At 49.0% G+C, this 24545-nt stretch carries 21 protein-coding genes and 2 pseudogenes; 8 read left to right on the forward strand and 15 right to left on the reverse strand.

Translation table 11 applies throughout. The features are described from left to right. Nucleotides 1–11: 11 nt before the first annotated feature. From thrB to psbO, 3 genes are all read right to left on the reverse strand, one after another. Complete coding sequence (gene thrB, locus OXH18_RS01010) at nt 12–941, reverse strand: homoserine kinase (RefSeq protein ID WP_268610559.1); 930 nt, start codon at nt 939–941, stop codon at nt 12–14. A 539-nt stretch (nt 942–1480) separates the two neighbouring features. Next, nucleotides 1481–2254 (reverse strand): RNA polymerase sigma factor SigF, encoded by a 774-nt coding sequence (locus OXH18_RS01015; RefSeq protein WP_268610560.1) that lies wholly within the window; start codon nt 2252–2254, stop codon nt 1481–1483. 411 nt (nt 2255–2665) lie between these two features. Further along, the gene (gene psbO, locus OXH18_RS01020; RefSeq protein WP_268610561.1) at nt 2666–3493 is read right to left on the reverse strand and encodes a photosystem II manganese-stabilizing polypeptide; all 828 of its coding nucleotides are present in this window, start codon (nt 3491–3493) and stop codon (nt 2666–2668) included. Between the two features lie 496 nt (nt 3494–3989). On the opposite strand from psbO, the gene OXH18_RS01025 reads away from it, so the two are divergent. Further along, nucleotides 3990–4322, forward strand: a complete 333-nt coding sequence (locus tag OXH18_RS01025) for a hypothetical protein (protein ID WP_268610562.1) — start codon at nt 3990–3992, stop codon at nt 4320–4322. 121 nt (nt 4323–4443) lie between these two features. Continuing rightward, nucleotides 4444–5055, forward strand: a complete 612-nt coding sequence (gene clpP, locus OXH18_RS01030) for an ATP-dependent Clp endopeptidase proteolytic subunit ClpP (RefSeq protein WP_268610563.1) — start codon at nt 4444–4446, stop codon at nt 5053–5055. Nucleotides 5056–5196: 141 nt separating this feature from the next. On the opposite strand, the gene OXH18_RS01035 is transcribed toward clpP, so the two are convergent. Next, complete coding sequence (locus OXH18_RS01035) at nt 5197–6174, reverse strand: hypothetical protein (RefSeq protein ID WP_268610564.1); 978 nt, start codon at nt 6172–6174, stop codon at nt 5197–5199. A 220-nt stretch (nt 6175–6394) separates the two neighbouring features. Between OXH18_RS01035 and OXH18_RS01040 the strand changes: the two genes are divergently transcribed. After that, nucleotides 6395–7177, forward strand: a complete 783-nt coding sequence (locus OXH18_RS01040) for a TerC family protein (RefSeq protein ID WP_268610566.1) — start codon at nt 6395–6397, stop codon at nt 7175–7177. A 140-nt stretch (nt 7178–7317) separates the two neighbouring features. Here the strand turns inward: OXH18_RS01040 and ndk are convergent, their stop codons facing one another. Next, complete coding sequence (gene ndk / locus OXH18_RS01045) at nt 7318–7767, reverse strand: nucleoside-diphosphate kinase (RefSeq protein ID WP_268610567.1); 450 nt, start codon at nt 7765–7767, stop codon at nt 7318–7320. A gap of 137 nt (nt 7768–7904) precedes the next feature. After that, on the reverse strand, nt 7905–8330 hold the full coding sequence (locus tag OXH18_RS01050) for a hypothetical protein (protein WP_268610569.1): 426 nt from the start codon (nt 8328–8330) through the stop codon (nt 7905–7907). A 327-nt stretch (nt 8331–8657) separates the two neighbouring features. Here OXH18_RS01050 and OXH18_RS01055 point away from each other — a divergent pair, with 327 nt between their 5' ends. Then, a complete protein-coding gene (locus tag OXH18_RS01055) occupies nt 8658–8894 on the forward strand; it encodes a hypothetical protein (RefSeq protein ID WP_268610571.1) in 237 nt (78 codons plus the stop codon). Between the two features lie 134 nt (nt 8895–9028). Here the strand turns inward: OXH18_RS01055 and OXH18_RS01060 are convergent, their stop codons facing one another. Continuing rightward, nucleotides 9029–9955, reverse strand: a complete 927-nt coding sequence (locus OXH18_RS01060) for a LysR family transcriptional regulator (protein WP_268610573.1) — start codon at nt 9953–9955, stop codon at nt 9029–9031. A 315-nt stretch (nt 9956–10270) separates the two neighbouring features. Beyond that, nucleotides 10271–10360: pseudogene (locus tag OXH18_RS25230) on the reverse strand (potassium-transporting ATPase subunit KdpA); the annotation flags it as partial. Between the two features lies 1 nt (nt 10361). Between OXH18_RS25230 and OXH18_RS25235 the strand changes: the two are divergent. Then, a pseudogene (locus OXH18_RS25235) lies at nt 10362–10493 on the forward strand (LuxR C-terminal-related transcriptional regulator); the annotation flags it as partial. 18 nt (nt 10494–10511) lie between these two features. Here the strand turns inward: OXH18_RS25235 and OXH18_RS01075 are convergent. After that, nucleotides 10512–11258: a HEAT repeat domain-containing protein gene (locus OXH18_RS01075; protein WP_268610577.1), complete on the reverse strand. Its 747-nt coding sequence runs from the start codon at nt 11256–11258 to the stop codon at nt 10512–10514. A 204-nt stretch (nt 11259–11462) separates the two neighbouring features. Here OXH18_RS01075 and OXH18_RS01080 point away from each other — a divergent pair, with 204 nt between their 5' ends. Beyond that, a complete protein-coding gene (locus OXH18_RS01080) occupies nt 11463–13478 on the forward strand; it encodes a DICT sensory domain-containing protein (RefSeq protein WP_268610579.1) in 2016 nt (671 codons plus the stop codon). Here OXH18_RS01080 and OXH18_RS01085 read toward each other — a convergent pair. The 5 genes from OXH18_RS01085 to OXH18_RS01105 all read right to left on the reverse strand — a co-directional run bounded on the left by OXH18_RS01085 (nt 13475) and on the right by OXH18_RS01105 (nt 19089). Beyond that, nucleotides 13475–14008, reverse strand: coding sequence for a pentapeptide repeat-containing protein (locus OXH18_RS01085; RefSeq protein WP_268610580.1), 534 nt, complete (start codon nt 14006–14008; stop codon nt 13475–13477). The two genes, OXH18_RS01080 and OXH18_RS01085, sit on opposite strands and share 4 nt — an antisense overlap. Before the next feature lie 261 nt (nt 14009–14269). After that, entirely contained in the window at nt 14270–14962 is a 693-nt protein-coding gene (locus OXH18_RS01090) for a potassium channel family protein (RefSeq protein ID WP_268610581.1), read from the reverse strand. Between the two features lie 86 nt (nt 14963–15048). Continuing rightward, nucleotides 15049–15714 carry an HAD-IA family hydrolase gene (locus OXH18_RS01095; RefSeq protein WP_315874805.1) on the reverse strand — a complete coding sequence of 222 codons (666 nt, stop codon included), beginning with the start codon at nt 15712–15714 and terminating at the stop codon, nt 15049–15051. Nucleotides 15715–15834: 120 nt separating this feature from the next. Then, on the reverse strand, nt 15835–17031 hold the full coding sequence (locus OXH18_RS01100) for an NAD(P)/FAD-dependent oxidoreductase (protein WP_268610583.1): 1197 nt from the start codon (nt 17029–17031) through the stop codon (nt 15835–15837). A gap of 60 nt (nt 17032–17091) precedes the next feature. Continuing rightward, on the reverse strand, nt 17092–19089 hold the full coding sequence (locus OXH18_RS01105) for an ABC1 kinase family protein (RefSeq protein ID WP_268610584.1): 1998 nt from the start codon (nt 19087–19089) through the stop codon (nt 17092–17094). Between the two features lie 741 nt (nt 19090–19830). On the opposite strand from OXH18_RS01105, the gene recN reads away from it, so the two are divergent. Both recN and OXH18_RS01115 read left to right on the forward strand, forming a co-directional pair. Beyond that, entirely contained in the window at nt 19831–21696 is a 1866-nt protein-coding gene (gene recN, locus OXH18_RS01110; protein WP_268610585.1) for a DNA repair protein RecN, read from the forward strand. A gap of 94 nt (nt 21697–21790) precedes the next feature. Further along, nucleotides 21791–22882, forward strand: coding sequence for a RuBisCO accumulation factor 1 (locus tag OXH18_RS01115; RefSeq protein ID WP_268610586.1), 1092 nt, complete (start codon nt 21791–21793; stop codon nt 22880–22882). A 50-nt stretch (nt 22883–22932) separates the two neighbouring features. Here OXH18_RS01115 and OXH18_RS01120 read toward each other — a convergent pair whose 3' ends face one another. Beyond that, the gene (locus OXH18_RS01120) at nt 22933–24384 is read right to left on the reverse strand and encodes a hypothetical protein (protein ID WP_268610587.1); all 1452 of its coding nucleotides are present in this window, start codon (nt 24382–24384) and stop codon (nt 22933–22935) included. Nucleotides 24385–24545: the final 161 nt, after the last annotated feature.

Raw genomic sequence — 24545 nt, forward strand, 5'->3', positions numbered from 1 at the left:
AGTTTGGTTTCTTAATCGGATGGCTGCGATACGGCCCCCTGGAGATCAAGTTGCAGCGCTTTTACCTCAACTTTGACTCCTTCTGCCGTCCAGGCCCTTGCCATTGCTGTTGTCACCGCGGAGGCATGGGGTTGATCGGTCAAGGCTAACAGCGTGGGACCGGCTCCACTAATCACTAGTCCATAGGCTCCGGCGGCATGAGCCGCAGACTCAACAGCAGCATATCCTCCAATCAACCGTTGGCGATAGGGCTGATGAATTCGATCGTGCAGAGCAGCCCGCAACCAGCTAGCGTCTCCGGTGGCTAAGCCCCGCAGCAATAATCCCAAGTGGGCCACGTTAAAAATGGCATCGGCACGGGCATAGTTCGTTGGTAGAACTCGTCGGGCTTCGGCGGTTGAAAGTTCAAAATCGGGCATTGCCACGATCGCGACGATACTGCCATGCCACGGTACATCACAGATTGTCCAACTACCATCAGCATTCGATGCTGCCAATTGACAGCCACCCAGCAGCGCCGGTACAACATTATCAGGATGTCCTTCGAGTTCGATCGCCAACTTTACCACCTCTGCCAGAGCAAAGGGCGAGCCAGCCAGGATATTTGCGCCTACCAATCCTCCCACGATCGCCGTAGCCGAACTCCCCAACCCTCGCGCTAACGGAAACCCTAGCTCAATCACAATGTGTACTGGAGGCGGAGTTTGCTGTAACTGTTGAAATAGCCGAACAAATGCTTGATAGGCCAAATTGCTGGCATCAGCTTTGACGCGCTCTGCTTCCGCCCCTCTCACCTCAATTACAGGCGATACGTCGGCAGCAGACAGTTGGGCAAACTGAAATTGGTTATATAGCGTTAGGGCGGCCCCAATGCAGTCAAATCCTGGTCCCAAATTGGCGGTTGTGGCAGGAACCCTCACCGTGACAAACGCTTCAGACATGGATCAAAACTTCAGAAGAATCAAGTGCAACCTCTGAGTGTACTGGGAATTAGTGGGCTGCGATCGATTCTTGAGGGGCAATCGGTAAAACTGTGTATTTGCTTCAGCGCTCTTTTGCCAAAACCCATTGAACCAACCTCGATCGAACTCAGGTGAAAGAACTACCGGGATGAAGCACCAGGGCTTATATCGTCCATCTCGGTAATTACAACATTAGGTATGGCTAAATGGCGATTAAACCTGACTGTCCCTCTCACCCTAGCCCTCACCTGTTAGGAGAGGAAACAAGTGATCCGGCTCTCTGCTCCCGCCGGGAAAAGGGTGGGGGATGAGGGCAACTCCGACGGGAATGGAGCCAAACCAAACACTGATGGGTATGTGGGATAATCCTGGTTCAGATCGAGAACAACGGTTACAGAACTGTGGGGCAAAACCGTGAACTCTAGGTTGAGGGCGGTCACGAACAAGGTAACGAATTAAATCTCACTCAGTTACAGGGGGACAGGCATGAAGCGACAAACATGAACGGCAAATCTCTGCTAAGCAGCCGTCACCATCATTTTTTTCAACAGTTTCAAGCCACGTTTAACTCGACGAGAAACGGTTACAGCACTAATGCCCAAGCGCTCGGCGGTCTCTTTTTGGGTCAGATCATATAGAAAAACAAACTCCAGTACTTCACGAGTGCGCTTTTCGAGTTGCACCAAGGCTTGCTGTAAGCGAATTTGGTCTTCTTGGGCCAGTTGAAAGCTGTGGTATTGGGCATCCGGTACAAGATCACCAAGCGAGGTGGAACCTTCGTCTTCGTCACGGATAGGTGCATCTAAGCTCAGCGGTGCACGGTTTCGGTAAGCCAGCTTAATTTCTTGCCATTCATTGAATGAAATCTGTAGTACGGCTGCTACTTCTGCATCGGTGGGTTGGCGGTTCAGTTTAACCTGTAGTTCGCGGGTGATGTTGGCCGCTTGGTGTTGCAGGGCTTGCCAGCGACGTGGAATCCGAACAGGCGAGCCTTTGTCCCGCAGATAGTGCTGAATTTCGCCGCGAATGTAGGGAATGGCGAAGGAACTGAACGCATGTCCTTTGGAAACATCAAAGCGCTCGATCGCCCGAATCAATCCCATGCTGCCAACTTGCAGTAAATCTTCATAGCTTTCCGTACATTGATTGACCCAGTGATGAGCTTCTTTCCTAACTAAGCCATAGTTCAGTTGCACAAGACGATTACGCAGAGACGCAGAAGGATGTTTGTAATACTCTCGCAATAGTTCTAACGTTTCGCTTTTGAGTTCGCTGGTAATTGAGATAAGCATGACAAGGTTCAGGTATATGGGGCGCTTAATAGATTCTTAAGTTTTCTGATTAAACGTATTCGGTTGCACAAACTTGCAACAACTGAGTTTTTACTGAACCTCGGTTTTGCGTCTCTGGCGCTGCCCGCTATAACCCCCATTTGCAGAGCAAAAGATTAAGCAAATGTCTGCATCGCAAGGGTTATAGGGATTATGACCAACTGTATCTAGACTCACGAATTATACGGAGACGATCGAGCCTGACGACTGGGCACCTCTCTGTGCAGATGGTTCTGAGCAGATTCTCAGCCAGAGATTGGAATGGGGATGTCCTGCTCAACAAAAAAAGAGGGGGAGTCCCCTCTTTGTTAACGCCTTAAAAGTTAGTTTAGGTGTTGTTGCTAACCGGATTGATACTGATGGACAGTGCCACTAGGCAGCGGGTTCCACACGACCGTAGAAAATTCCTTGAATTTTCACATCGACGGGTTCTTTTCCACCCATATCTGTATCCGATGGTTGGATACTTTCAAAGGTTCCAGCAATTTCCCCAGTTGCTCCATTCACCTGAGCGACTTGTAAAGAAATTTCGCCACGTCCTGTCACAAACGCTTTGGTGTTTTCTTTCACGAGTTCTTCAGAGTCAGCTCGTGACGGCAGGGCGATCGCATTGTCATATCCTGTGGTTAAACCACGTCCTTTCGGATCAAGGAAATTGGAAGTGCGATAGGAAGGTACTTTAAACTCGCCCACAAAGTCGGTCGAGGTTGTAATTGCCTTTAACCCTGGCTGCGACTTTGCCACCAAATCTTTGATGGTGAACAGGAAGGGATACATTTCGCCACCCGGCAATTTCACGGTAATGGCTTGGAAATCAAATCCATCTTTCTCAACAAAGGTGAGGCTACCGTCTCCACCAACTTTGAGATCTCCACTAACCTGATCGAGGGTGGAGGTGTAACGAGTCAGCGGTTTGCCCGCAATAAATCGGGCTTCTTGCCGCTTACCCGTTGTTTCCTCTTTCACAAAGAAGTTCGTTGGCTCTAAACAAAGACCAGTGATCACATAAGACTCGTTTGGGTCGAGGGGCAGAGAGCCGCGACGAACTTCTTCAATTTTGGGACAGGTATTAGCGAGGCCTGTGCCTCGAATTTGATCGTAGGTTAATGCAGCGGTTGAGTCGGTTGGACTCTCGCTGCAAGCTGTAATCAAACCTAGACATATGGCTAGGAATGCAGCAACTAAAGCGCGATACCTCATGGTCAACCTCTAATATTGAATGTGAAAACCCTACCAGTGTGATTTTAAAATTGATCAATCCAATCGCTTAGACAGGACTGCTCAGTGTTTGTCTACTTATGAAAGGGAGGGCAAACGATCGCCAAGCCCAACATCCGTCCAGCTTTGTCCAGAAATGAGCCTAGAGTGGCCTAACTATGATTCCATACTGAATTTTACAAGACCTTGTTGCGCTTTTATCTTTGCAATGGCGGAAAGGCATGTTCGTTCCCTGGTTCAAGATAGATTTTGTGGGTTTGCATTTTCCGCTTACAGTTGCCAAACAATTGCATCCGCAATTGCACCCGATAGTACATTTCGCAGCATCCACTTTGCCATAAGCTGGGATGAATTAATAATTGCAGTTGCAGAGTTTCATCAAGTCGGGCTACAACCGATTCGGTGCCAAGGAAGGTATCTGCTTGGAAGCAATGATATCGTTTGACGAACAGGTAGGGGTATTAGGAGTGTTACGAGCATGAGTGGTGAAGGGGACGATGTTCGATCGGCTCAACTAGAGGCGAATTTAGAGACCATTACGTCTTTAGTTCAAACCGTTGCACGACAGCATCAACGGCAAACCCGCGAGCTTTTAGCCTTGTTACGTTTGTTAGAGGCATTGCACAAAGAGATTCGAGATGGGTTGTTTCAGGAGTCTTTGCCAGATAATCGACAGGCCTTATATGCCTTGCTCCGCGATATTGAAACAGGTGGGGGCTGGCCGTATATTAATCGCATGAGGCTTCAAGCCTTTTTGTCACAGCTTCCTGCTGAGTCAGAAGACGATCGCTATCATCAACTCAATGATTGATTTTGGATTGATTTTGACTGGATTGAATCCTGATTGAATTCCAACTCCCAGAGGAAAGATAGTTCAGCCATGACTTTGGCAGGAGTCGCTAGAATAGTAAAAAATTCGTCAAGAAGGCCGCATGATTCCTACCGTTATTGAACAGTCTGGTCGTGGTGAAAGGGCGTTTGATATTTACTCTCGTCTTCTGCGAGAGCGAATCATTTTTCTGGGACAGCCCGTCGATTCGGATCTGGCTAATCTGATCGTGGCTCAGATGCTGTTTTTAGAAGCCGAAGATCCCGAAAAAGATATTTATCTCTACATTAATTCGCCTGGTGGTTCCGTCATGGCAGGGTTGGGCATCTTTGACACCATGAACCACATTCGTCCGGATGTCTGTACCATTTGTGTTGGGCTAGCCGCTAGTATGGGTGCCTTTCTGCTGAGCGCGGGGGCAAAGGGTAAGCGGATGAGTCTCCCTCATTCCCGCATTATGATCCACCAACCATTGGGTGGCGCTCAAGGGCAAGCCGCGGATATTGAAATTCAAGCTCGAGAAATTCTGTATTTGAAAAAGCAATTAAATCAGGCCTTGGCCAATCATACTGGGCAGCCCTTAGAACGGATTGAACAAGATACCGAACGTGATTTCTTTATGTCAGCCCACGAAGCTAAGGAGTACGGACTGATTGATCAAGTTATCGATCGCCAGTCGGTAGGTAGCCGTCCAATTGCAGCGGCTGCCAACTAGTTGAGAACCAAACGTCTCAGCCAAGCGATTCGTCGAAAATCTTAAAACACTTCAATTACTTCAATTAATGATAATCGGTGAGGGACATGGCTAAGTAGCTGTGCCCTTTTTTGTAGCTGTTCGTCCTGTGATAGAAACTCTTTAGAAGGGCGATTCGGACGGCGATGGCTGAAACTCTAGATAGCGTAAAAAGTCGATTAGCTCTGTGTCGTCTAACTCCTGTCGCGATCGCTTGCCATAGGTGCGCTTGAGATAATTGCGTCCTTGCTCGGTTGTCCAGCCCAATCGTTTCATCTCCAAGCCAATTTTGGCAATTTCTTCCGAGCGATCGGTTTCTGCTGTGACTAGCGGCGCTTCATTTGGCTCTGTCTTTCGTTTTGTCTTTTTAGCGGGTGTTGCCTTTTCAGAATCAGCCGCTCGGTTTTTTGCTGGAGATGGCTCTGCTTCCAACTCAGGAAGGGCGGAAACGATCGGAGTAGCTGATTCAGAAGACGCCGTTACGAATGCCTCCGAAGATTCAATTGGCAAGTTAAGGCTTGGTTCATGAGCCGGATCAAATGAAATAGCAGCGTAGTCTGACTGATACTCGGTGGAACTGTAATCGAAATTTGAAGGCGAAAAACTGGACGCCAAAGGAGACTCTGTTTCTGCGGTGGGCTGAGGCGGTACGTTCGCCACAGATTCAGGCTGACTACTAGGGGGGTAGCTGGAAAATGCTGATGGTGCAACTGGCTGGGTGCGATTGGGCGTTTCAACCAATGGCGACGCCGCCGAAGCAGTTGATGGCACTGAAGCAACCAACGGAACAGGTATAGGGTTCGTAGCGCCTTGAAACGGCGGAGGAGACATCACCGAACTCCCCTCCGAGGCAAGGGAAGCCAGCGCAGAACTCTGATCTATCCCAAGTCCGGATAAGGCCCGATACTTGGCCCGATCTTCGGCCTGCTCAATATCAACGGCTGCCGCTAATCCAGTGGCCAAAATAATAGAGCCAGCTCGTACAACGGCACGTACCACGTAGCTGTCTTGATGAATGGTCAACAGTTCGGAGGTGAGGCTAGCGGTTGGATAGCGAGCCTGAAGCTGAGTGATGAGAGTTGGGAGGGAAAACGAGTTCATTAGTTAGGGTAATGACTCTGGAGACGACACAGGTAATACTACAGAAATTACAATCACAAAGAATATTTGCAAGCCTATTGAGGCAATGTTGACCAGTTTAGACGTTAAGCTGAGGTTAGAGAGCTATCCTCTCATGTTTTGTTAAGTTTCTTTCAATGATGTTGTTGAGAAGATCGGTGGCGCTCACCGATTTATCTTAAATTTCAGGACTTCGCGTTTAATGCTAGACCAACTGCTTGACTATTCTCCCAATTTTGGTCTCGACACTCTCATCTTGTTGCCCGTCCTTGTGGCCCTAGAGGCTGTTTTGTCGGCTGATAATGCCATTGCTTTGGCGGCGATCGCCCAAGGATTGGAAGGGCCTCAACTTCAGCGTCGTGCTCTCAATTTTGGGTTAGTAATTGCCTTTTGTTTGCGCGTCCTTCTAATTTTGACCGCCACTTGGGTACTGCGATACTGGCAGTTTGAGTTGCTAGGAGCGGTTTATCTGCTGTGGTTGGTGTATCAACATTTTGCGCCTAATGCAGATATTGATTCTGAGTCCAGTTCCCATCATCATAAGCCTCGCTTTGGGTCGTTGCTTCAAGCGATTCCGATGATTGCCCTGACGGATTTGGCATTTTCGTTAGACAGTGTCACCACAGCGATCGCCATTTCCCGTGAAACCTGGCTGGTGATTACCGGTGGATTAATTGGCGTCATTACTCTGCGTTTTATGGCAGGTCTATTCATTCGCTGGTTGGATGAATTTACGCACCTAGAAGACGCTGGCTTTGTCACGGTAGCCTTAGTAGGATTGAGGCTGCTGCTGCGGGTGATCCATGATAGTTTTGTGCCGCCCGAGTGGTTGATGGTGATATTGATCGCCCTGTTGTTTGTCTGGGGCTTTTCGGAACGCGCCGAATCTAAAAGCGACGAGTCGATTCCGCTGACGGTCGCAGAGGCTTCACCCGTGGATGTAACATCAGAGCCACGAGAACCCCAAGAAATTTCTGCGGAGTAGGGAAACGATCGGCAAAAATAGCACTTAAACCCCAAAAAAGGTGGACTCACAGTCCACCCTCTGTCTTTCGGCTAGCAAGTTGAGTTGCTAGGCTCTTGGAACAAATAAGGAATAATAAGCTACCCGTCGCTCCAACTCAATTACTCATAAAGCCAAGGCGTGATTGTCGGCTGCCAACTTACTAGTTCTTCGTCCTTAAACCACAGCCCAATCTCTCGCTGAGCCGTTTCTGGGGCATCAGAACCGTGAATTAGGTTACGACCGATACTGACCCCAAAATCTCCGCGAATGGTTCCTGGCTCAGCACTCAATGGATTGGTTGCCCCAATTAACTTGCGGGCAGAGGCAATAACACCCTCACCTTCCCACACCATGGCAACAACTGGGCCAGATGTGATGAACTCCACCAAACTGGGAAAGAAAGGTCGCTCTTTATGGACATCATAATGCTGCTCTGCTAGCTCTCGACTGACTTGCAGCAGTTTTAAACCAACCAAGGTAAAGCCCTTGGTCTCGAAGCGGCGAACAATTTCGCCCACAATTCCCCGCTGTACACCGTCGGGTTTCACTGCAATAAATGTCCGTTCCAAAAGTGACTCCTCGTTTTATGAACGCCTCCAGACTCCAGATTAACTCAGAAGGTTCAACGGGTTGTTGAATTTTTGGCGAATCTGTTCAAGATTGAGCCAGAAGGGTGAGGCGTTACACCACACCCACCCTCCTGCAATTATTTGGATTTGCGGATATCTCGAGCCATGTTGCGGAACATATCCATACTGCTGTCGGCCTTGCGCCGTTCTGCCACTTTTAAGGTGTCCTCTATACTCGATTGGGTGGTGGTGGTATTGAGGGCTGTGGGAATTAACCCTTGCTCAGCAGCTTTCTCTAAAGATGAAATCTTCTCGATACGTTCCGGGGTTTTACCGTCTTTGGTTTTCGGAAAAGTACGGCGAATGGCCTTGGCCGATCGCATAAATTCAATGTCGCCATAAGTTTTGGCATCATCGGCACTAAGATAGTAAGCTTCAGCCCGGCTGCGCTGAGGTTTAGACGGGGTCTGTGGTTTCTGAGCTTGTGGTTTCGGGGCTGGCTCTGAATCGTCAGCCTCGGTCTTTGGCTTTGAGCGAAATAACCCTTTAAGGAATCCAGTCACTGATCTCTCCCAATCACGTCGGTTGATTTATTACATTATTGTAAGTTTTCTGAAAATTTATCAAGGACAATCAAAACAAGACTGAAGGGCTATGCTTGAAAGACCGTACTTTTGACTGCCAAAGTAATAATTCTCACACCGTTCATCTTTTGTTTTAATAGACTAAGAACAATATAAACGATTGAAATTAAATTATCCTAAAAGTATCAGGAAAAGCCACCACTGGTAGCGTAGGACTGATGTAGAAGGATAAACCGAAGTCTAGCTAGATTTCAATATTCAATTTCAATCGTTGAACTTGCTGATATTAACGGTGAGGATTTACGTGTGAATAAGGTTGCAATTGATCGCACTGCCCTTCCTAGTTCTCTGCAAGCGACCCTGACTGATCTTGCGACAAAACTAGCCGATCGCAAAGGCGAAGTTGTGGATCTACTCAGTGGAGAACAACCCGCCAAAAGCAGACATGTTGACCTAGAGTATCTCTGCTGTACTTGGTGGGAAGGATGTTACTACTGTCAAGATCAGAATCAGCAGTGGCACCGGGTCAAGTGCTTTATTTGAAGCGATTGGGGGTTGAGGAAACACCGTAAAGCTGGCGGCCCACTCGTTGGACGGGGAACAGAAACAGAATAGGAAGAACCACTGAGTGAGCGATTGATGCTTGTTCATGCTGACATAATTTCTATCCAGTATTTCTATCCAGTGACCCGTTGGCGAATGCCATGCTCCTCGGCCATTTTTGTGGCAGCATCTTGTAGATATTCCAGAAACGTCTGCGCTACGACCGATAGCTGCTTGCCTGCTAGGTAGACAACGTACCATTGGCGCTCGATCGGAAACCCTTCTACGTCTAAGACCACCACGTCGCTGATATCGGTAAGCAGAGTGTGGCGAGACAGGACTGATAGCCCCAACCCTCCGGCGATCGCTTGTTTAATGGCCTCATTACTCCCCAGTTCTAGCCGCACCTTTACCGATAGTTTTTCTTCGTCTAAAAGTTTCTGGAACGCTCGACGAGTGCCCGAACCTGGTTCCCTCATAATAAACGGTTCTTCCACCAAGCGTTTCAACGAGATGTGGCGTTCCTTGGCCAAAGGATGATCTTGTGGAGCCACCACCACTAAGGGGTTTTCCAAGAACGCATGTGCCTTGACATCAATGTTTTCAGGAATCTGGCTCATCACATAGAGATCGTCTTGATTATCAGCCAAGCGCTCAATCACCTGTTCGTGGTTGGTAACAATTAACGACACATCAATACCGGGATAGCGCTGGCAAAATGGGCCCAATAAACGCGGCATGAAGTATTTAGTGGTAGTAATGACAGCAAGCCGCAATTTGCCTTGCTTCATGCCCTTCAAGTTGGCCACTGACATTTCTAGTTGGTCTAGCTTATAGAAAATATCTTGACAGGTGCTAAACAGTTCTCGTCCAGCATCGGTTAGATAAAGCCGTTTGCCTACTTGTTCAAACAGCGGCAGCCCGATCGCTTTCGTCAACTGTTTAACTTGCATCGAAACCGTTGGCTGGGTTAAAAATAGTTCCTCTGCGGCTCTGGTAAAACTGCCATGCCGGGCAGTGGCCTCGAAGACTTTAAGCTGGTGCAAAGTAGCGTGAATCAACGACGGAATCTCCTATACCGAAATAAAAGATAAAAGCAATGCCGGAGCCGAGATTTATAGAACTAAGTCTATCATAGATATCCGAACTAGTGATTTTTATCTATAGAATTTGTGGTTATGATAAGTTCAGGTAGCAATAATATGAATTCCCTTCCAGTGTATGTTGCATGATAGTAGGGGGTAGCGGTTGGATTTAGCTCCCGTTCTAAATTTCCAACTCCTACGGCAATCGAGCGAGTGTGTCTTGCTCCAATCGCTTCCCGATGTTATGCAACATTTTTCTTGCCGATTTTTTAATGTTTGCGAGATGTGCTTAGCCAACGGTGAGAAACTAGCGCTCAGGTTCCACCACAGCGTGTTATCGGCTAGTCCTTCCAAGTCAGATCCGTTATTGGTAGCCGCCGAGCCGGGAACCGTGCGGGTGCATATCCATGCCATTTTGCAAAAATTAGACGCGCGCGATCGGACGCAGGCTGTGGTTTTAGCACTTCAGAATGGGCTGATTTCTTCCCAAGCCTTTGATCAGAGCGGGTCTTGAGACAGAGTTTTGGATTTGCTATAACAGCAATCCATCTTGCTCAATTTCTTCGATTACCTGTAGCCCACGCGGATCGCCCACCTTCAGCATGGCTGATCGTGCATCTTCCCGAACACCCATTTCTTCATCTTCAGCAAAGGCTTCAATCAACGCATCGATCGCAGTGGCATAGATAATATTTGACGGCAACTCTCGACAAATTTGTCCGATCGACCAAGCACAATTACTCCGCACTGCCGCTACTGGATCGCGCCGTAGCCCTTCAATCAGGCACGGCACTGCTTTTACCATGGCTTCGTAACTCACATGGGCCATTTGAGCGAGTGCACTGGCTGCCCACAACCGCACGGCAGACACATCCGTCTTCAGTGCATCCACTAACGGTTCTAATGATCGGCGATCGCGGCAATTGCCCAATGCCCAGACAATGCCTTTGCGCACGTAACCATTCCAATCATGCTGCAACTGCTTAATCAACGGTTCAACCGCCGTAGAGCTAGGATTGCGTCCCAAACCGTAGGCTGCACTGACGCGAATCAGTGGACATGGATCATTGAGCAACCGGATCAGGTGAGGAATCGCTCGCTGATCCTCTAACTCGCAAAAGGCACGGGCAGCTAACATCCGCTGTTGGTTGCCAGGTGACTCCAGCAGGGCCAGCATTGCGTCTGGATCAGGCTTGACGGATTCTTCAGCATCCACCTGATCGAGGGGATCTAGCTCAATTTCGGCGCTTAATACAGTAAGGTCGTCGTTGTCATACATACTGTCAACTTTACAGCAAAGCCTAGGCTTAGGCGGGAGTGAATTGATGATTTTTACTGAAGAAATTTAGATGGCGCAAAGGAGTAAGCCGTGGAGGCAGTTACAGGCAGCCAGTGAGAGTGAACTTCAACCTGCTTGAGCCAAAGGACTCAACTCAAACTGTGAGACAAACCGATATAGTGGTTTTAGGTAGATAGATGACCAATGAGCATTCACACTTCCATTCTGGAAGCATTACTGCACCGATCGCCCCAGTTACGTCCCCAACTGTACTTCAAGTCCTCCCTAACTGCTCTATCGCACGCTATGGAGGATCAGGTGCTAGCGGGTGGAGCGCAACTGCCATTGGTTATTGCTAGTTTTCAGCGAGAGCGATTTTATCGCCAAGAAGCTCATCGCTATGAACGCATTGCTGCTTTGACGCCCCATGTTTATGTGTTGGCAGCGCCTGAGACTAGCTTTACCAATGCTTCTAAAGAATACGAAACGATCGCCTTTGAAACGTCCGATCAACTCAGCCATGAGTGGCATTTAGTGGTAATTGGGCAAAACTATGCGGCTTGTTTAGTATGTCAAGAACGCCAGTCTCTTCCTGAGAAGGCAGAACCCTCAGAAATTCTGGCGATGGATCAAACGCGCCGATTTGAAGGTGTCTGGACGTTCGATCGCCAGGTTAGCTGCCAAGCGGCTGACATTTTACTCGATCGGATTTTGCAATATCGTCCAGAACTCAAGCAAAAGATCAAGCAAGCCAAAGCCGAGTTTTTGGTAGATATGCCTTCTGGTGTACGGGTTGTTGATCCTGATCCATTTGCCCAACGACTCATTACCTATCTACAAGCAGGGCAATATAAGCTGCTGAAGGCGTACCGCTCGATCGCCTCCCAAGAACGGCGAGAGCGTTTAATTAATTTGATCACGACTTCCATTCGACAGTCGTTAGACCCCGATGAAATCTTTCGAGTTGCTGTTGCAGAACTGGGGCAAGCCCTACAAGTTTGTCGTTGCCTTATTTATCGCTGTAAGGCTAACGATATCGAAACCACCATCAGCTATGAATATCGCTCAAATCCATCGCTGCCTTCCTTGATGGGGCAACGTTGGTCTCTGCACGATCACCCGGTGTTTCAAACCGTGGTGGAACAACAGTCTACGGTTTCAATCACTGATGCCCAGAAATCAGCTAACTTTGATCTGTCCTCCCTGCAATCGCGGCTCGAACGGTGGCACATTCGCTCGTGGCTCATGGTTCCTGTCCTCTATCAAGGGCGACTATTGGGCATGGTAGAAATTCATCATTGTCAAGCCGATCCGCATCCGTGGTCAGCCCACGAGATTGAACTGGTCGAGGCGATCGCCACTCAACTGGGTGTAGCCCTAATTCAGGCTGAATCCTATGCCAACTTAGAAGACTTGAATGAGCAGCTAGAAGCCCTGGAACGCACCCGCAGTAACCTAATTGCGATTACTGGGCACGAATTACGTACCCCCCTTTCCACCATTCAAGTCTGTCTAGAAAGTTTAGCCAACGAACCCGACATGATGCCGGAATTGCGGCAGGTGATGCTAAACACTGCCTTGTCTGATGCTGAGCGGATGCGTAATTTGATTCAAGATTTTATTACGCTATCGCGCTTGGAAAGTGGCCGAGTAGAGTGGCACTTCGAGTCAATTTCGATCGATGAATGCGTGGATTTGGCCCTGAGCAGCATTCGCACTCGCCAGAACACCGAAACCCTGCCCCGCATTCGTGCCCAAGTGCCCCTGGAGTTGCCCCCCGTGCGGGCGGATGGGGAATGGCTCGTTGAAGTCCTCTCAAAGCTGTTAGATAATGCCTGCAAATTCACCGAGCCGGAAGGAGAAGTGATTATTGAAGCCAAACCCAACGGCGGCAAGATGTTGGAAGTAACTGTCACCGATACCGGACGCGGCATCGAACCCAATCGATTGGAGGCTGTATTCGATCGGTTTTATCAGGAAGAAGGGGCCCTGCGACGCACAGCAGGGGGAACAGGATTAGGGCTAGCCATTTGTCGGCAAATTGTTTTGAGCTTGGGGGGGCAAATTTGGGCAGAATCAGCCGGACGCAACCAAGGCAGTCAGTTTCATTTCACCTTGCCGATCGCTCAAGATCCGGAATCAGAACAGCCCGACCTGCCACCCAATCCGCCCCCTGCCTCCAAACGTCGTTCTAGCCGCAAACGCGCAACTTTACGCTAGCGATCGCCACGATGACCATCCGGAAAAATGGTGGTGCTGTCATAGATGGCTGTCTGTAAATCGACCGCTTGTGCTCGGGCAAGGTTACAGCCCTGTAGGTTCGCGTTATCTAGGCAAGCGCGTTTCAGGTTTGCTCCTGATAGATCGGCAGATCTCAAATTGGCGTCTTTGAGGTTTGCACCGTAAAGATCGGCATTTTGCAAGTTGGCTGCACCAAAATCAACCCCTTCTAACTGGGAGTAGGCCAAATCAGCACGCACCAAATTTGTTTGTTGTAGGTTGGCACCCGTTAAGTTACTCATTTGTAAGCGCGCATTGCTGAGTTCTGCGCCTTGTAACTGTACGTCTTGCAGGTTGGCACGGCTGAGGTTGGCATAGGGCAAGTAGGCTTGCGTCAGATTGCTGCCTTGCAGATCAACACCTTGTAAATTACATTCAAATAGATCGGCTTGGCTCAAATCACTGTTTCTAAAATCACGTCGCCCTTCAGCGTATTCACTTAAAAGTTGTTTAATACTAATCTTTCGCATAGAAAAGATTTTTGCCATGAGAACCAGACCCTTATCAACCCATGGGTTGCGAGGGCAACTTAAGTATTTATGCTTACCTTTATAAAAGTTTACAAATAGCTATTTAAAAATGGTTCTGATTTAACTTTTTCTTTAGAGTAGCCTGCTACACAATTTGGCTTGTCCTTGCTCTGGGTGATGGGTGGTCAAAAGCGAAAGTGATGGTGACATGTGGCTAACTGTAGCTAAATTATTGAGCTTAAAAAGGCGCTCCAACTATTCTCATCGCTGCGATCGCCCGTTTGTGCCTTGAAAGAGTTGGATGATTTGGTGAATCGCCCCAGGTTTTGTCACCAGCAAAACGGTGGCCTCTGCCTCCAACACAGTATTCCCATCAGGGATCACTAAATCTTCATGAGGATGAGCTTGATAGCCGATGATCAACGAGCCTTTGGGAAAGTTTGAGTCTTGAGCAATCTGTGCCAAATTGCGCCCTACAACATTAGAAGCAGGAGGAATGCAGAGTTTAATGACTTCAATCTGATCTTGCTCAAAGTGCATCATTGATTCGACCTCTGGGTATTCGATCGCATTTACCATCGTAGAAACCGCCAAATCAACGGTGCTAATGATTGACGTAGCCCCTGCAATCCGATAGGGTTCAGCAAAATCTCGATGACGCATCCGCACCAAAATTCGCGACACTCCATAGTGTTTAGAAAGCGCCACCATCGCCAAGTTAAGCGCATCATCTCGTAAGACGGCTGCTACGGCATCGGCTTTGCGAATGCCTGCCTCGATTAACACATCGGTACTGACAGCACTGCCTTCAAAGACCATGACCCCCAATTGTTCCCGTACATAGCGACAGGCAACTGGATCAATATCGACCAGCGCCACTGTGTGTCCTAAATCCACGAGTTTCTGGGCCAAATTCATACCAATTAATCCGGCCCCAGCAATCACAACGTACATGTTCTTTGCCCCCGACGCACAACAACGGCTTTGTTTGACCTATCTGTCACACACTATAAACTCACAGCGTTAGCGGAACAGGGGGGTTATCGCTTTAGCCAAATTGCTCGCAAACCCGCGGCTTTGGCTCCCTCATAGTCTTCCCGAACGCTATCACCGATGTGCCACGCCTGCTCTGGTAAACAGTTGTGCTTATTCAAGGCAGCTTGAAACACCTGGCTGTCTGGCTTCGCGGCTCCTACTTCGGTAGAAATGGTGATCGACGAGAAAAAAGGTTCTAGCTCTAACCCCCGAAGTACTGAATACAGGCGAGTGTCAAAGTTAGACAAAACCCCCAAACTAATGCCTTGCTCGCGCCAGTAGGTTAGCGCTGGCCACACATCGGGATACACAAACCACGGTTCAGCCGTCGCAAAGTAGTCATAGAGAGTGGCAAAAAAGCCAGGAAAATCCTGAAATTGGTCGATCGCACCTACGTGCGCAAACGTTTGGTAGGCAATGTGGTACCACCAGTTGTATTCCCGCTGAGGAATCTCAGCCGTTGCAGTTTCCGGAAATGCCATCGGAGTCGCCGATTTGAACGTTTGGAAAAAGGCTTGATTTAATGCCGTCGGATCAGCCGTCACATCAAACCGTCGGGCGATCGTGCTGTAGGCGTCACCAACACTGCCTTTCACCCCAAATAGAGTTCCAACCGCATCGAGAAAGATGACGTGGGGATAGTCAGAAAATCCAGCGTCCTGTTGGGTCATTTGCAGGCTATCTGTATCAAGCGAATCAGCCGTCGAACATTCGGCAGAACTGGATGAATGCACAACTCACTGCTCCTGGATATTATGAAGTTTGACGGTAGCGCTTGCGATCAGAGGGTATTAGTGGTGAGCTAACAGATCGCGAATCGGTTGAACAATCCAATTCAACCCCACTTTAATTTGATGATCGAGCGTAGGCATCCGATACAGATACAGCAAGCGTCGAGCAATATAAGCGGCTGGGCCCTCTAACTTGACTCCTAATCCAGCCAATGTCGCATTACTGGTTCCCAAAGTCATCATTTCACCCAAGGGCGTATAGCGGAACGGCAGCAATGGGCGATCACTGATCGTTGCCCAAATATTCCATCCCGCATATTCAGCTTGTTGAAACGCCACTTGAGCGGTTCCCGGTACTTTCTGCCCATCAGCATCCTGACATTCAGCCAAGTCACCCAAGGCAAAGATCTCTGGGCGATCGATGACTTGTAGCGTCGGTGTCACCACTACCTGATCGCGAGAATTATGTTTAATGGGCAGATGACGAATGACATCCACAACTTTGGTGCCAACTGTCCACAGAACAATATCAACCGGAATCGTATCTACCTTGCCTTTGTATTCCAGGGTTATACTGTCGGCAGTGATCGACTCCACCTTAGTTTCTAAATCTAACCAGACATCTCGCTCACGAAGGGCTTTCGTCGCTGTCTCGCGATTAAACTCTGGAGAATTGCGCAGAATTTGATCGGTGAGTTCGATAATTCGCAGTCGTCCTCGATCGCCTAGTCGTTCTGCCAATTTACACGCCAACTCCACACCGCTGTAACCGGCTCCTACGATTGCAACTCGAATCTTGTCCTGGTTGGATTGCTCCAATGCCCGCAGACGCTCTTCCAACTGATACGCATCCGTGATTGTGCGAAAGGGAATGGCATATTCGGCAGCTCCAGGAACCTGATCTAACGGCGTTTCACCCCCCATTGCCAAAACCAAGTAATCGTAATTCAACGGGGCTGCATCTTTGAACTGGACAGTTTTTGCTTCAACATCGATGGCGTCTACGGCTGCTTGCTGAAAGCGAATACCTGTGTTTGCCAATAGCTCTGTAAAAGGCGGGGCAATTTCCCATGTTTCCAACTCTCCTGTTAGCAATTCATAAAGCAACGGAGAAAATAAAAACCGATCGCGCTGATCGACTAGCACAATTTCTGGTTTATGTTGCTGTGTCCATGGCAATTGATCTAGGCGTAATGCCGTGTAGAGACCACCAAAGCCTCCACCCAGGATGCAGATACGAGTTGATTGTTGAGTCATGGTGCGATCGAATGGTTAAGCAAGCGGCTTCTCTTACAGGATAGCAACCAAGGTTTGACGCTAACGAGAAGCAGCAGGAAGCGATGGCTGTGATGACTTTTGCGATTGGGTAATCGAGGAACCGTTCGCACGATGTCCGTTCTGTTGATTGGGTTGCTCCTGCAACAACACTTCTCGAATGAGTCGAGCGGCAGTTCGTTGGGCTAGTCCGCCCACAATTTGTTGCCCTAACTGTTGAGCTTCCGGTTTAGCCAACAGGCGCGGTACGATCGGCACTAACTGCACCGGATCAAAACCAGGTGTTTCCCTGAGCAAATTGAGAATGCGTAAAATTCGCTCTAAATTTTCCGACGGTTGGGCTGGTGGGGGTGGGCTAGATTGCTGCCCATTCCAACGGAACAAATTTTGCAGATTGTACGTAACTTGATCGATTGTGCTGCGTCCAAAGTCATCGATGCCTCGAATAATCTCATCGGCTAGAAATATGCGAATGAACTCACCGCGTTCTGAAAACAGAAACTCGATTGTTTGGTTCAAAACCTGATTAATATCGTAATCTTGGCTTTCCTTTGCATTGCGCAGAAGATTTTCCAAGCGATTCCAGCGGAAACTGCCGTCTTTAAATAAGAGATCCCGAAGCGAGTTTCGCAATTGGGGTGATGGATCGGTCAACAAGCGCTTGGCAACATAAGGATATGCCTTACTCAACACTTTGAAGTTGGGATCAACGTTAATGGCAATACCTTCCAGTGTCACCAGCGATCGAATAATTAACGCATAGTAAGCCGGCACACGGAAGGGAAACTCGTACATCACCCGTGATAGCTGATCCGTAATACTCTTGAAATTGAGTTCGGCTACACTCGCTCCTAGGGCATTGTTAAACACACCCGCCAAAGCAGGAACGATCGGCGTGAGATCGGTATCTGGCGTCAGAAACTCTAAATTGACATAGTCATTCGCCAAGCCTTCAAAATCGCGATTGACCAAATGTACCACTGCTTCAATTAGCCCGTAACGTTGATAGGGCTTAACTTCACTCATCATGCCAAAGTCAAGATAAGCCAGCTTACCGTCTGGCGTTGCCAGCAAGTTGCCTGGATGCGGATCAGCATGAAAGAAGCCATGCTCCAACAGTTGCAGCAGCGAACACTGTACCCCGACTTCCACTAGGTAACCTGCATCAATTCCTTGGGCACGAATTTCTTGAGTTTGCGTGAGTTTGGTGCCCGTAATCCATTCCATTGTCAGCACCCGTCGCTGTGTGTACTGCCAGTAGATTCGAGGCACATAAACATCGGTAACGTGACCATAAAGCTGGGCAAACCGTTCAGCATTTCGCCCCTCTTGGGTATAGTCCATTTCCTCGAAAATTCGGGCGCCAAACTCGTCCATAATGCCAACAAGGTCACTGCGAACGCGCTTAAGATTATTAGCAGCCCAACTGGCCAATCCCCGCAGAATGTAAAGATCTAATGTGATTTGCTGAGCCAGACCAGGACGCTGAACTTTAACAGCAACGGTTTCACCACTTTTTAGCTTGCCTTTATAGACCTGTCCCAATGAGGCTGCTGCCACGGGTTTGTCTGACAACTCAGCATAAATTTGGTCAGGACGATCGCCCAATTCTTCTTCAATAAAGCGAAATGCAACTTCATTGGGAAACGGCGGCAACTGGTCCTGTAACAGCGTCAGTTCTTCCAAATAAGTAGGCGGAACTAGATCTGGACGAGTAGATAGCGCTTGCCCGATTTTGATATAGGCTGGACCCAATCGGGTCAGAATCTGTCTCAATTTGACGGCTCGTTTTGGTTGGTTCTGCTCAATTTGCCCCGTTTGCCGATCCCACCAAAGTGACACAACAAAGGTTGCAAACGTCCAGAAAATACTAGACAGCCTTCCCCACACCTGCCACGGACGATGACGGTAATAAGCAGCGATCACAGCCGGATCATACCGGGGAACTTCTTCCAACTCTTCCACATGAACCGATTTAAGGTGTGGGTTGGGTTCTGGGTGCAATTCGCTTTCAACCACAATGCCCGAGGTTTGATTCATGTCGTTTGATGGGGGAGAGGATAAGGTCTGCATTGGTTTACGTTAAAGTTATCTCGCGAGATGGAAAGCTACCTGGATAGGGGCGGAAACGTGGCAGTGGCTGAGTTACCTTGGGTGAGTTACCTAGTGCGTATACTTTTTGCTGATTTACTACTTCAAAAAAGTTTTGAGCTAGAGTCTCAATTCACTGTATCGAGATCGAACCCTTAGGCGTGGGTTGAAAGCCGTCATGAATCGATCGCAAAAACCAGACGTTTATTGAGGTAGTCAAACTATCAGGTGACGAATACAAGTGACAAATATTTGTTGAAAACATTGAACTAGCATGCTTAAAGCGATCGAACCTATCCAACAGCGAAAACTCTGAATGACTCGGCAAATTACTCAGCGTCGTTGCCGGCGGTGAACCAGCCCAACACCTCAAATTCATTTAGAGAGGAAATTCATTTAGATAGACGATCGGCAAAATACACTCATGTAACGTATTGTAACAGCAGGATTTGCTAGGGGCACATCTGTCAGGCGGGGGAAAACAGCAGAATTAGAAAAATGGAGGATTTGAGTAGATAGACTGATGGGTGGATAAATGGGTGGAGATAGGTTGTACGCCGAAGGGCTAATCTTGCTAATTCATCCTTAAACAGAAAGTAGGTTGAGCTTCGGCAGTCTAGATAAGCCGATAAACTGAATAGAGAAGCCCAATCGGGTGATGCCCCTTTCTTGGTCGATCGCTGTTGATTCATGCTGATTTCCCTTCACATCGAAAATTTTGCTTTGGTTGATCGCTTAGAGTTGGAGCTTGGAATGGGATTGAATGTCCTGACCGGAGAGACAGGGGCAGGAAAGTCAATCATTCTAGATGCTTTAGATGCGGCATTAGGCGGAAAAGTATCGGCGCGGGCGGTTCGGACAGGAGCCGATCGGGCCCTAATTGAAGCGTCATTCGATCTAGATCCAGGGCTAATTGCTTGGTTGTCTGAACAACAAATTGAATTGGTCGATGACATGTCGCTGGTTTGTAGTCGCGAACTGACGGTGAATCGAGGCAATGTGCGCAGCCGATCGCGGGTTAATGGGGTACTGGTAAATAAGCAGCAAATGGAATCGTTGCGCGATCGCTTGCTGGAAATTACGGCACAGGGTCAAACCATGCAATTGGGCAATCCCTCACTTCAGCGCGATTGGCTTGATGCATTTGGAGGGGCAGCGTTGCTAGAACAGCGAGAAGTGGTGACAGATTTACATGTCGCTACCCAACAAGCTCTGAAGACGCTTGAGAAGCGCCGCCAGTTTGAGCAACAACGTTTACAACAGCTAGATTTATTTGAATATCAAGCCAAAGAACTGATTGCGGCAAACCTTAGTGATCCCAATGAGTTAACCGAGCTAGAACAAGAGCGGCAACGTCTCAGCCATAGCGTAGAGCTACAGCAGCAAAGCTATCAGGTCTATCAAGCGTTGTACCAAAATGACAGCGGTGCTCTGGCCTGTGCTGATCTATTAGGACAGGCGGAAACGACGCTGCAAGATATGCTGCGCTATGATAACCAACTGCAACCGATTGCGGATTTGGTGAGTGAGGCGTTAGCACAAGTTGAGGAAGCCGGGCGACTGATCAATCAATATGGTGAAGGATTGGAAACCGATCCAGAACGCTTACAGATCGTAGAAGAACGCATTATTCAACTGAAGCAAATTTGTAAGAAATATGGACCAACGCTAACGGAGGCGATCGCTTACAGTCAGCAGGTGCAGCGCGAATTAGAAGAATTGAGTGGCAGTGGTCAATCACTAGAGGTATTGGAGCAACAGTTTCAAGAGCGAGAGGCGGAACTGGCGCAGGCCTGCGCTAAACTCACAGATTTGCGGCAACGAGCAGCCCGATCGCTGGAGGCTTTATTAGTAAAGGAGCTAAAGCCACTAGCTATGGATAAGGTGCAGTTCAAAGTCGATATTGCACCCGTTACACCAACAGCAACCGGTGCCGATCGGATCACGTTTGTATTTAGCCCGAATCCTGGTGAACCGCTGCAACCTTTAACAGAGATTGCATCTGGTGGCGAGATGAGCCGCTTTCTGCTGGCATTGAAGGCCTGTTTCTCGCAAGTTGATTCGGTTGGCACGATGGTGTTTGACGAAATAGATGTTGGGGTGTCTGGTCGGGTGGCACAGGCGATCGCTGAAAAGCTACATCAACTTAGCCGACGCCATCAAGTCTTGTGTGTCACGCACCAACCAATTGTGGCTGCTATGGCAGACAATCACTATCGAGTCAATAAAGCTGTTGTGGACTCGGACGAAACGGCAACTCTTGGGCGCGGCCGGGGCAAAGCGAAAACACCGATCGAAGAGCCAGCGAACGGAGCCATGCTTCCTGCTGGGGAAGAGGTGCGAACTGTCGTGCGAGTAGTGGTGCTAGACGATCGACAGCGCCGTGAAGAACTGGCCGAACTGGCGGGTGGTAAATCGGATCAAGAGGCGATTGCTTTTGCGGAATCCCTGCTGGTGCAAGCAGCTAACACACGATTAACACAATCTCCAACGGCTTCAACCACCAAAGCAGCAACCAAGTCAGCCCGATCAAAGACGCGACAATCTCAAGGGTGATGAGTAACAAGCAATCGGTTACAGTTAAAAATGCTGAAGGCGATCGCGCCATAGCCTAACGGTTGAGTAACGAGTTTCTAGTGAGAGAATTACCATGTCTACCTTGCCATCCAATCCGTCGGATTTTCCATCCGCAGATCCATTGACGGATGAAGCAGCGCAGGAATTACTACTCGCCCTCCGCCGTAAAGAAGGTAACTGGATCGCTTGGGGACAAGCCTGTCAACGGCTACACAAGGCAGGGTATTCGCCCCAGCGCATTTTTGAGGAAACTGGGTTTGAGCCTAGTCAACAAAATCAAATCACGGTAGCGGCACAGGTCTATCAGTCGATCGCCAACCAGGTGGCAACTGATGTACTAGCCCGCTTCGATCGCACAGGTAGTGATTTGCTGTACGAATTTCGGATTTTGTCTCAAGCTCAGCGCTGTGATGCCGCTGCGATCGCCGTTGAAAAGGGCATTGATTCGGAAGGGGCCCGGGATATTGCCAAAGCCCTGAAAGAATTTGGTTGGCTGTCGAATCCACCTAAGGACTTCACCGAACATCCCAGTGATGCGATTACCTACTATTACTGGAAGTTGGCACGTCAACAGTCCGACCTGCAAACTCGATCGCGACTGATTGCCCAAGCTCTGCGATTTGCCAGCAGCGACTCAGCCCGCCGCCAAGTGGAAGCACTGCTCACTGATTTCACCGTCTCTAGAATCCGATCGGCCCCTCGGCTACCGTTCTATCGCCTAGAGTCTGCGGAGGAGCAACCACGGGTGATTCCGGTAGCTGGTAAATTGCCACTGGCAACGGCCGATCTGAAGGCGGTTCCCGTTGTAGATGAACATGGCGCGTTCAAAATCGTTCAGTTTTCGGGTGTAGGCGCGTGGACAGCCCTTCCCAGTTGGCAAGTGGTGCGGAATGCGGAAGATCCGGTCATGGTCATGACAGACAGCAATCAGCTTGCCCCAGACGCCTCGGAAGCGACCGAAGAGGTGTTGGTGATGATCGATCGGGCCCAGCGGCAGTGGAACGATGAAAGTTATTTCGCTGTTGATCAATCCGGTCAATTAGAAATTCGCTGGTTTGAAGAAGCTCCTGACCTCCCATTGCTAGGGCAAGTGGTACTGGTTCTGCGTCCCAAGAAAGTTCTAGATGAAGACTTTAATAAAGAGCTTTGGCAGGTAGAAGAGTGAGGAAAGAGTCGCGAGGGCAAACCAGCGAAGCGATAGCTTCCCCTGTCCGCTTAGGTGTTGCAGCCGCACGAGGTATCGGACAGAAATAGAAACGCATTGCTGTTCAAATCTAGCCGAGTTGATCCCGCCACAATACCAATTAGTTCGTTGGCTTGAGAGCCTTTGAGATAAATCGCAGTGCCCACAGAGAGGCTACGCGGCGCACGACGCAAGACATAATCTCTAGCCGTTCCATGTAACTGAATCACATCTTTGCGACCGAAATCTGTAATCAGGGCATAGTCTGTCCAACCCAGGGTAGTATCTTGCTGATCGTTATAGAATGCAGTTTGGCGATTGCCCAACACGAACCGATCGGCTCCCCGTCCTCCGGTGAGTACATCAATTTCACCCTGACCCGCTATCGACGATGTGGGATCGACCCCCGTAAGGCGATCGTTGCCCAAACCACCCACCAGTGTATCGTTGCCCTCACCGCCTGTTAGTACATCATTTCCACCATTGCCAAATACCTGATCTTGCCCTGTGCCACCATCTAGCGTGTCACTGCCGCCCAAGCCAAACACCGTATCATTTCCTGCCCCAGCGGCGGCGGTATTATTGGCCGCATCGCCCACCAGTAAGTTATCTCGATCGAGCGACACGGCGGCACGTGCTTCGGTGATAGCGCCAATAAACGAGGAACCAGGGGCAGTGCGTAACGTTTCCAACCCGGCGCGGGTTGTCAGGAGAGCAGTTCGCGCTGGGTTGACTGCACCATAGGCGGCTAAAAATTCGGCATAGTCTGAGTCGTTGCTGTAGGAGAAGGTAGGGTTATTGAGGGTTTGCACTGAAATTTCGGTTTGGGTAAAGTCTTGTCCCTGGGGTGGACTGCTCAGCAAACGCCCAATCACCCGGTGTTTGTCTAAAGCATAAACCGGATTGATTGCCGGGTCGGTATAGGATTGCAAAATTACCCGACCGTCGATAAACGCTTCACCTGCTAAGCTGACCAAATCACCTCGAACCACATAGTGCGTAACTGTCTGAGGATTGCCGCCATTCTGGATAAATCGATCGGCGATCGATCGGGTAGTACCGGGGCTATTGAACGTTACCACTCGTCCTATCAAATTGGGAAATTCAGCGGCGGTAATTTGCGTCAATGCACCACCAAAACTGTGTCCTACCACATCGGGTTTAACCGTGGGGCCACCGACACTGTCTAGCCAAGCTCTGATGTCTTCTCGGTTAGCAGCAAACTGGCTGACGCCAATGCCGTTCGGGTCTACAGCCGATCGATCGTCTAACAGATCATCAAGACCGCGAAACACAAGCACAGGGGGTTTGTCACCTCGAATGGCAACTAATCCAAAAGCTTGCAATCCTGTGGTTGAATTCACAAACTCGCGATCGATTCTGTAACCTTGTTGCGTGAGAAATTGTTCAATTTGTGCGCGAAATTCAGGTTTGTCAAATCCATAGACCAGTTCTTTTGCGAAAATTTCATAAATTGCGTCCATACAGTTTTGCCGCCAAATGCGGCTTTGTGAAAGGCTTGATCCTCAATCTTCTGCTTAGTTTAATCGAGATTTGGAACGATCGGAGGTTGTGGTTATAGTCAGCCAATTATTCTTTGCTTTGGTGCTGTTGAATTCATCCCTCTCTGACATCATTGTGAAAA

Origin of the sequence: Thermocoleostomius sinensis A174 (genome assembly GCF_026802175.1) — a bacterium.
Taxonomy (GTDB): Bacteria; Cyanobacteriota; Cyanobacteriia; order Elainellales; family Elainellaceae; genus Thermocoleostomius; species Thermocoleostomius sinensis.

Bases quoted from the DNA above. Each gene is read 5' to 3' on its own strand.
- OXH18_RS01040 (WP_268610566.1), top strand. From the start codon at position 6,395: ATGCTAGACCAACTGCTTGACTATTCTCCCAATTTTGGTCTCGACACT.
- recN (WP_268610585.1), top strand. From the start codon at position 19,831: ATGCTGATTTCCCTTCACATCGAAAATTTTGCTTTGGTTGATCGCTTA.
- psbO (WP_268610561.1), bottom strand. From the start codon at position 3,493: ATGAGGTATCGCGCTTTAGTTGCTGCATTCCTAGCCATATGTCTAGGT.
- clpP (WP_268610563.1), top strand. From the start codon at position 4,444: ATGATTCCTACCGTTATTGAACAGTCTGGTCGTGGTGAAAGGGCGTTT.
- OXH18_RS01075 (WP_268610577.1), bottom strand. From the start codon at position 11,258: ATGTATGACAACGACGACCTTACTGTATTAAGCGCCGAAATTGAGCTA.
- OXH18_RS01095 (WP_315874805.1), bottom strand. From the start codon at position 15,714: ATGACCCAACAGGACGCTGGATTTTCTGACTATCCCCACGTCATCTTT.
- OXH18_RS01105 (WP_268610584.1), bottom strand. From the start codon at position 19,089: ATGAATCAAACCTCGGGCATTGTGGTTGAAAGCGAATTGCACCCAGAA.
- OXH18_RS01080 (WP_268610579.1), top strand. From the start codon at position 11,463: ATGAGCATTCACACTTCCATTCTGGAAGCATTACTGCACCGATCGCCC.
- OXH18_RS01085 (WP_268610580.1), bottom strand. From the start codon at position 14,008: ATGCGAAAGATTAGTATTAAACAACTTTTAAGTGAATACGCTGAAGGG.
- OXH18_RS01090 (WP_268610581.1), bottom strand. From the start codon at position 14,962: ATGTACGTTGTGATTGCTGGGGCCGGATTAATTGGTATGAATTTGGCC.
- OXH18_RS01025 (WP_268610562.1), top strand. From the start codon at position 3,990: ATGAGTGGTGAAGGGGACGATGTTCGATCGGCTCAACTAGAGGCGAAT.
- thrB (WP_268610559.1), bottom strand. From the start codon at position 941: ATGTCTGAAGCGTTTGTCACGGTGAGGGTTCCTGCCACAACCGCCAAT.
- OXH18_RS01120 (WP_268610587.1), bottom strand. From the start codon at position 24,384: ATGGACGCAATTTATGAAATTTTCGCAAAAGAACTGGTCTATGGATTT.
- OXH18_RS01100 (WP_268610583.1), bottom strand. From the start codon at position 17,031: ATGACTCAACAATCAACTCGTATCTGCATCCTGGGTGGAGGCTTTGGT.
- OXH18_RS01015 (WP_268610560.1), bottom strand. From the start codon at position 2,254: ATGCTTATCTCAATTACCAGCGAACTCAAAAGCGAAACGTTAGAACTA.
- OXH18_RS01035 (WP_268610564.1), bottom strand. From the start codon at position 6,174: ATGAACTCGTTTTCCCTCCCAACTCTCATCACTCAGCTTCAGGCTCGC.
- OXH18_RS01115 (WP_268610586.1), top strand. From the start codon at position 21,791: ATGTCTACCTTGCCATCCAATCCGTCGGATTTTCCATCCGCAGATCCA.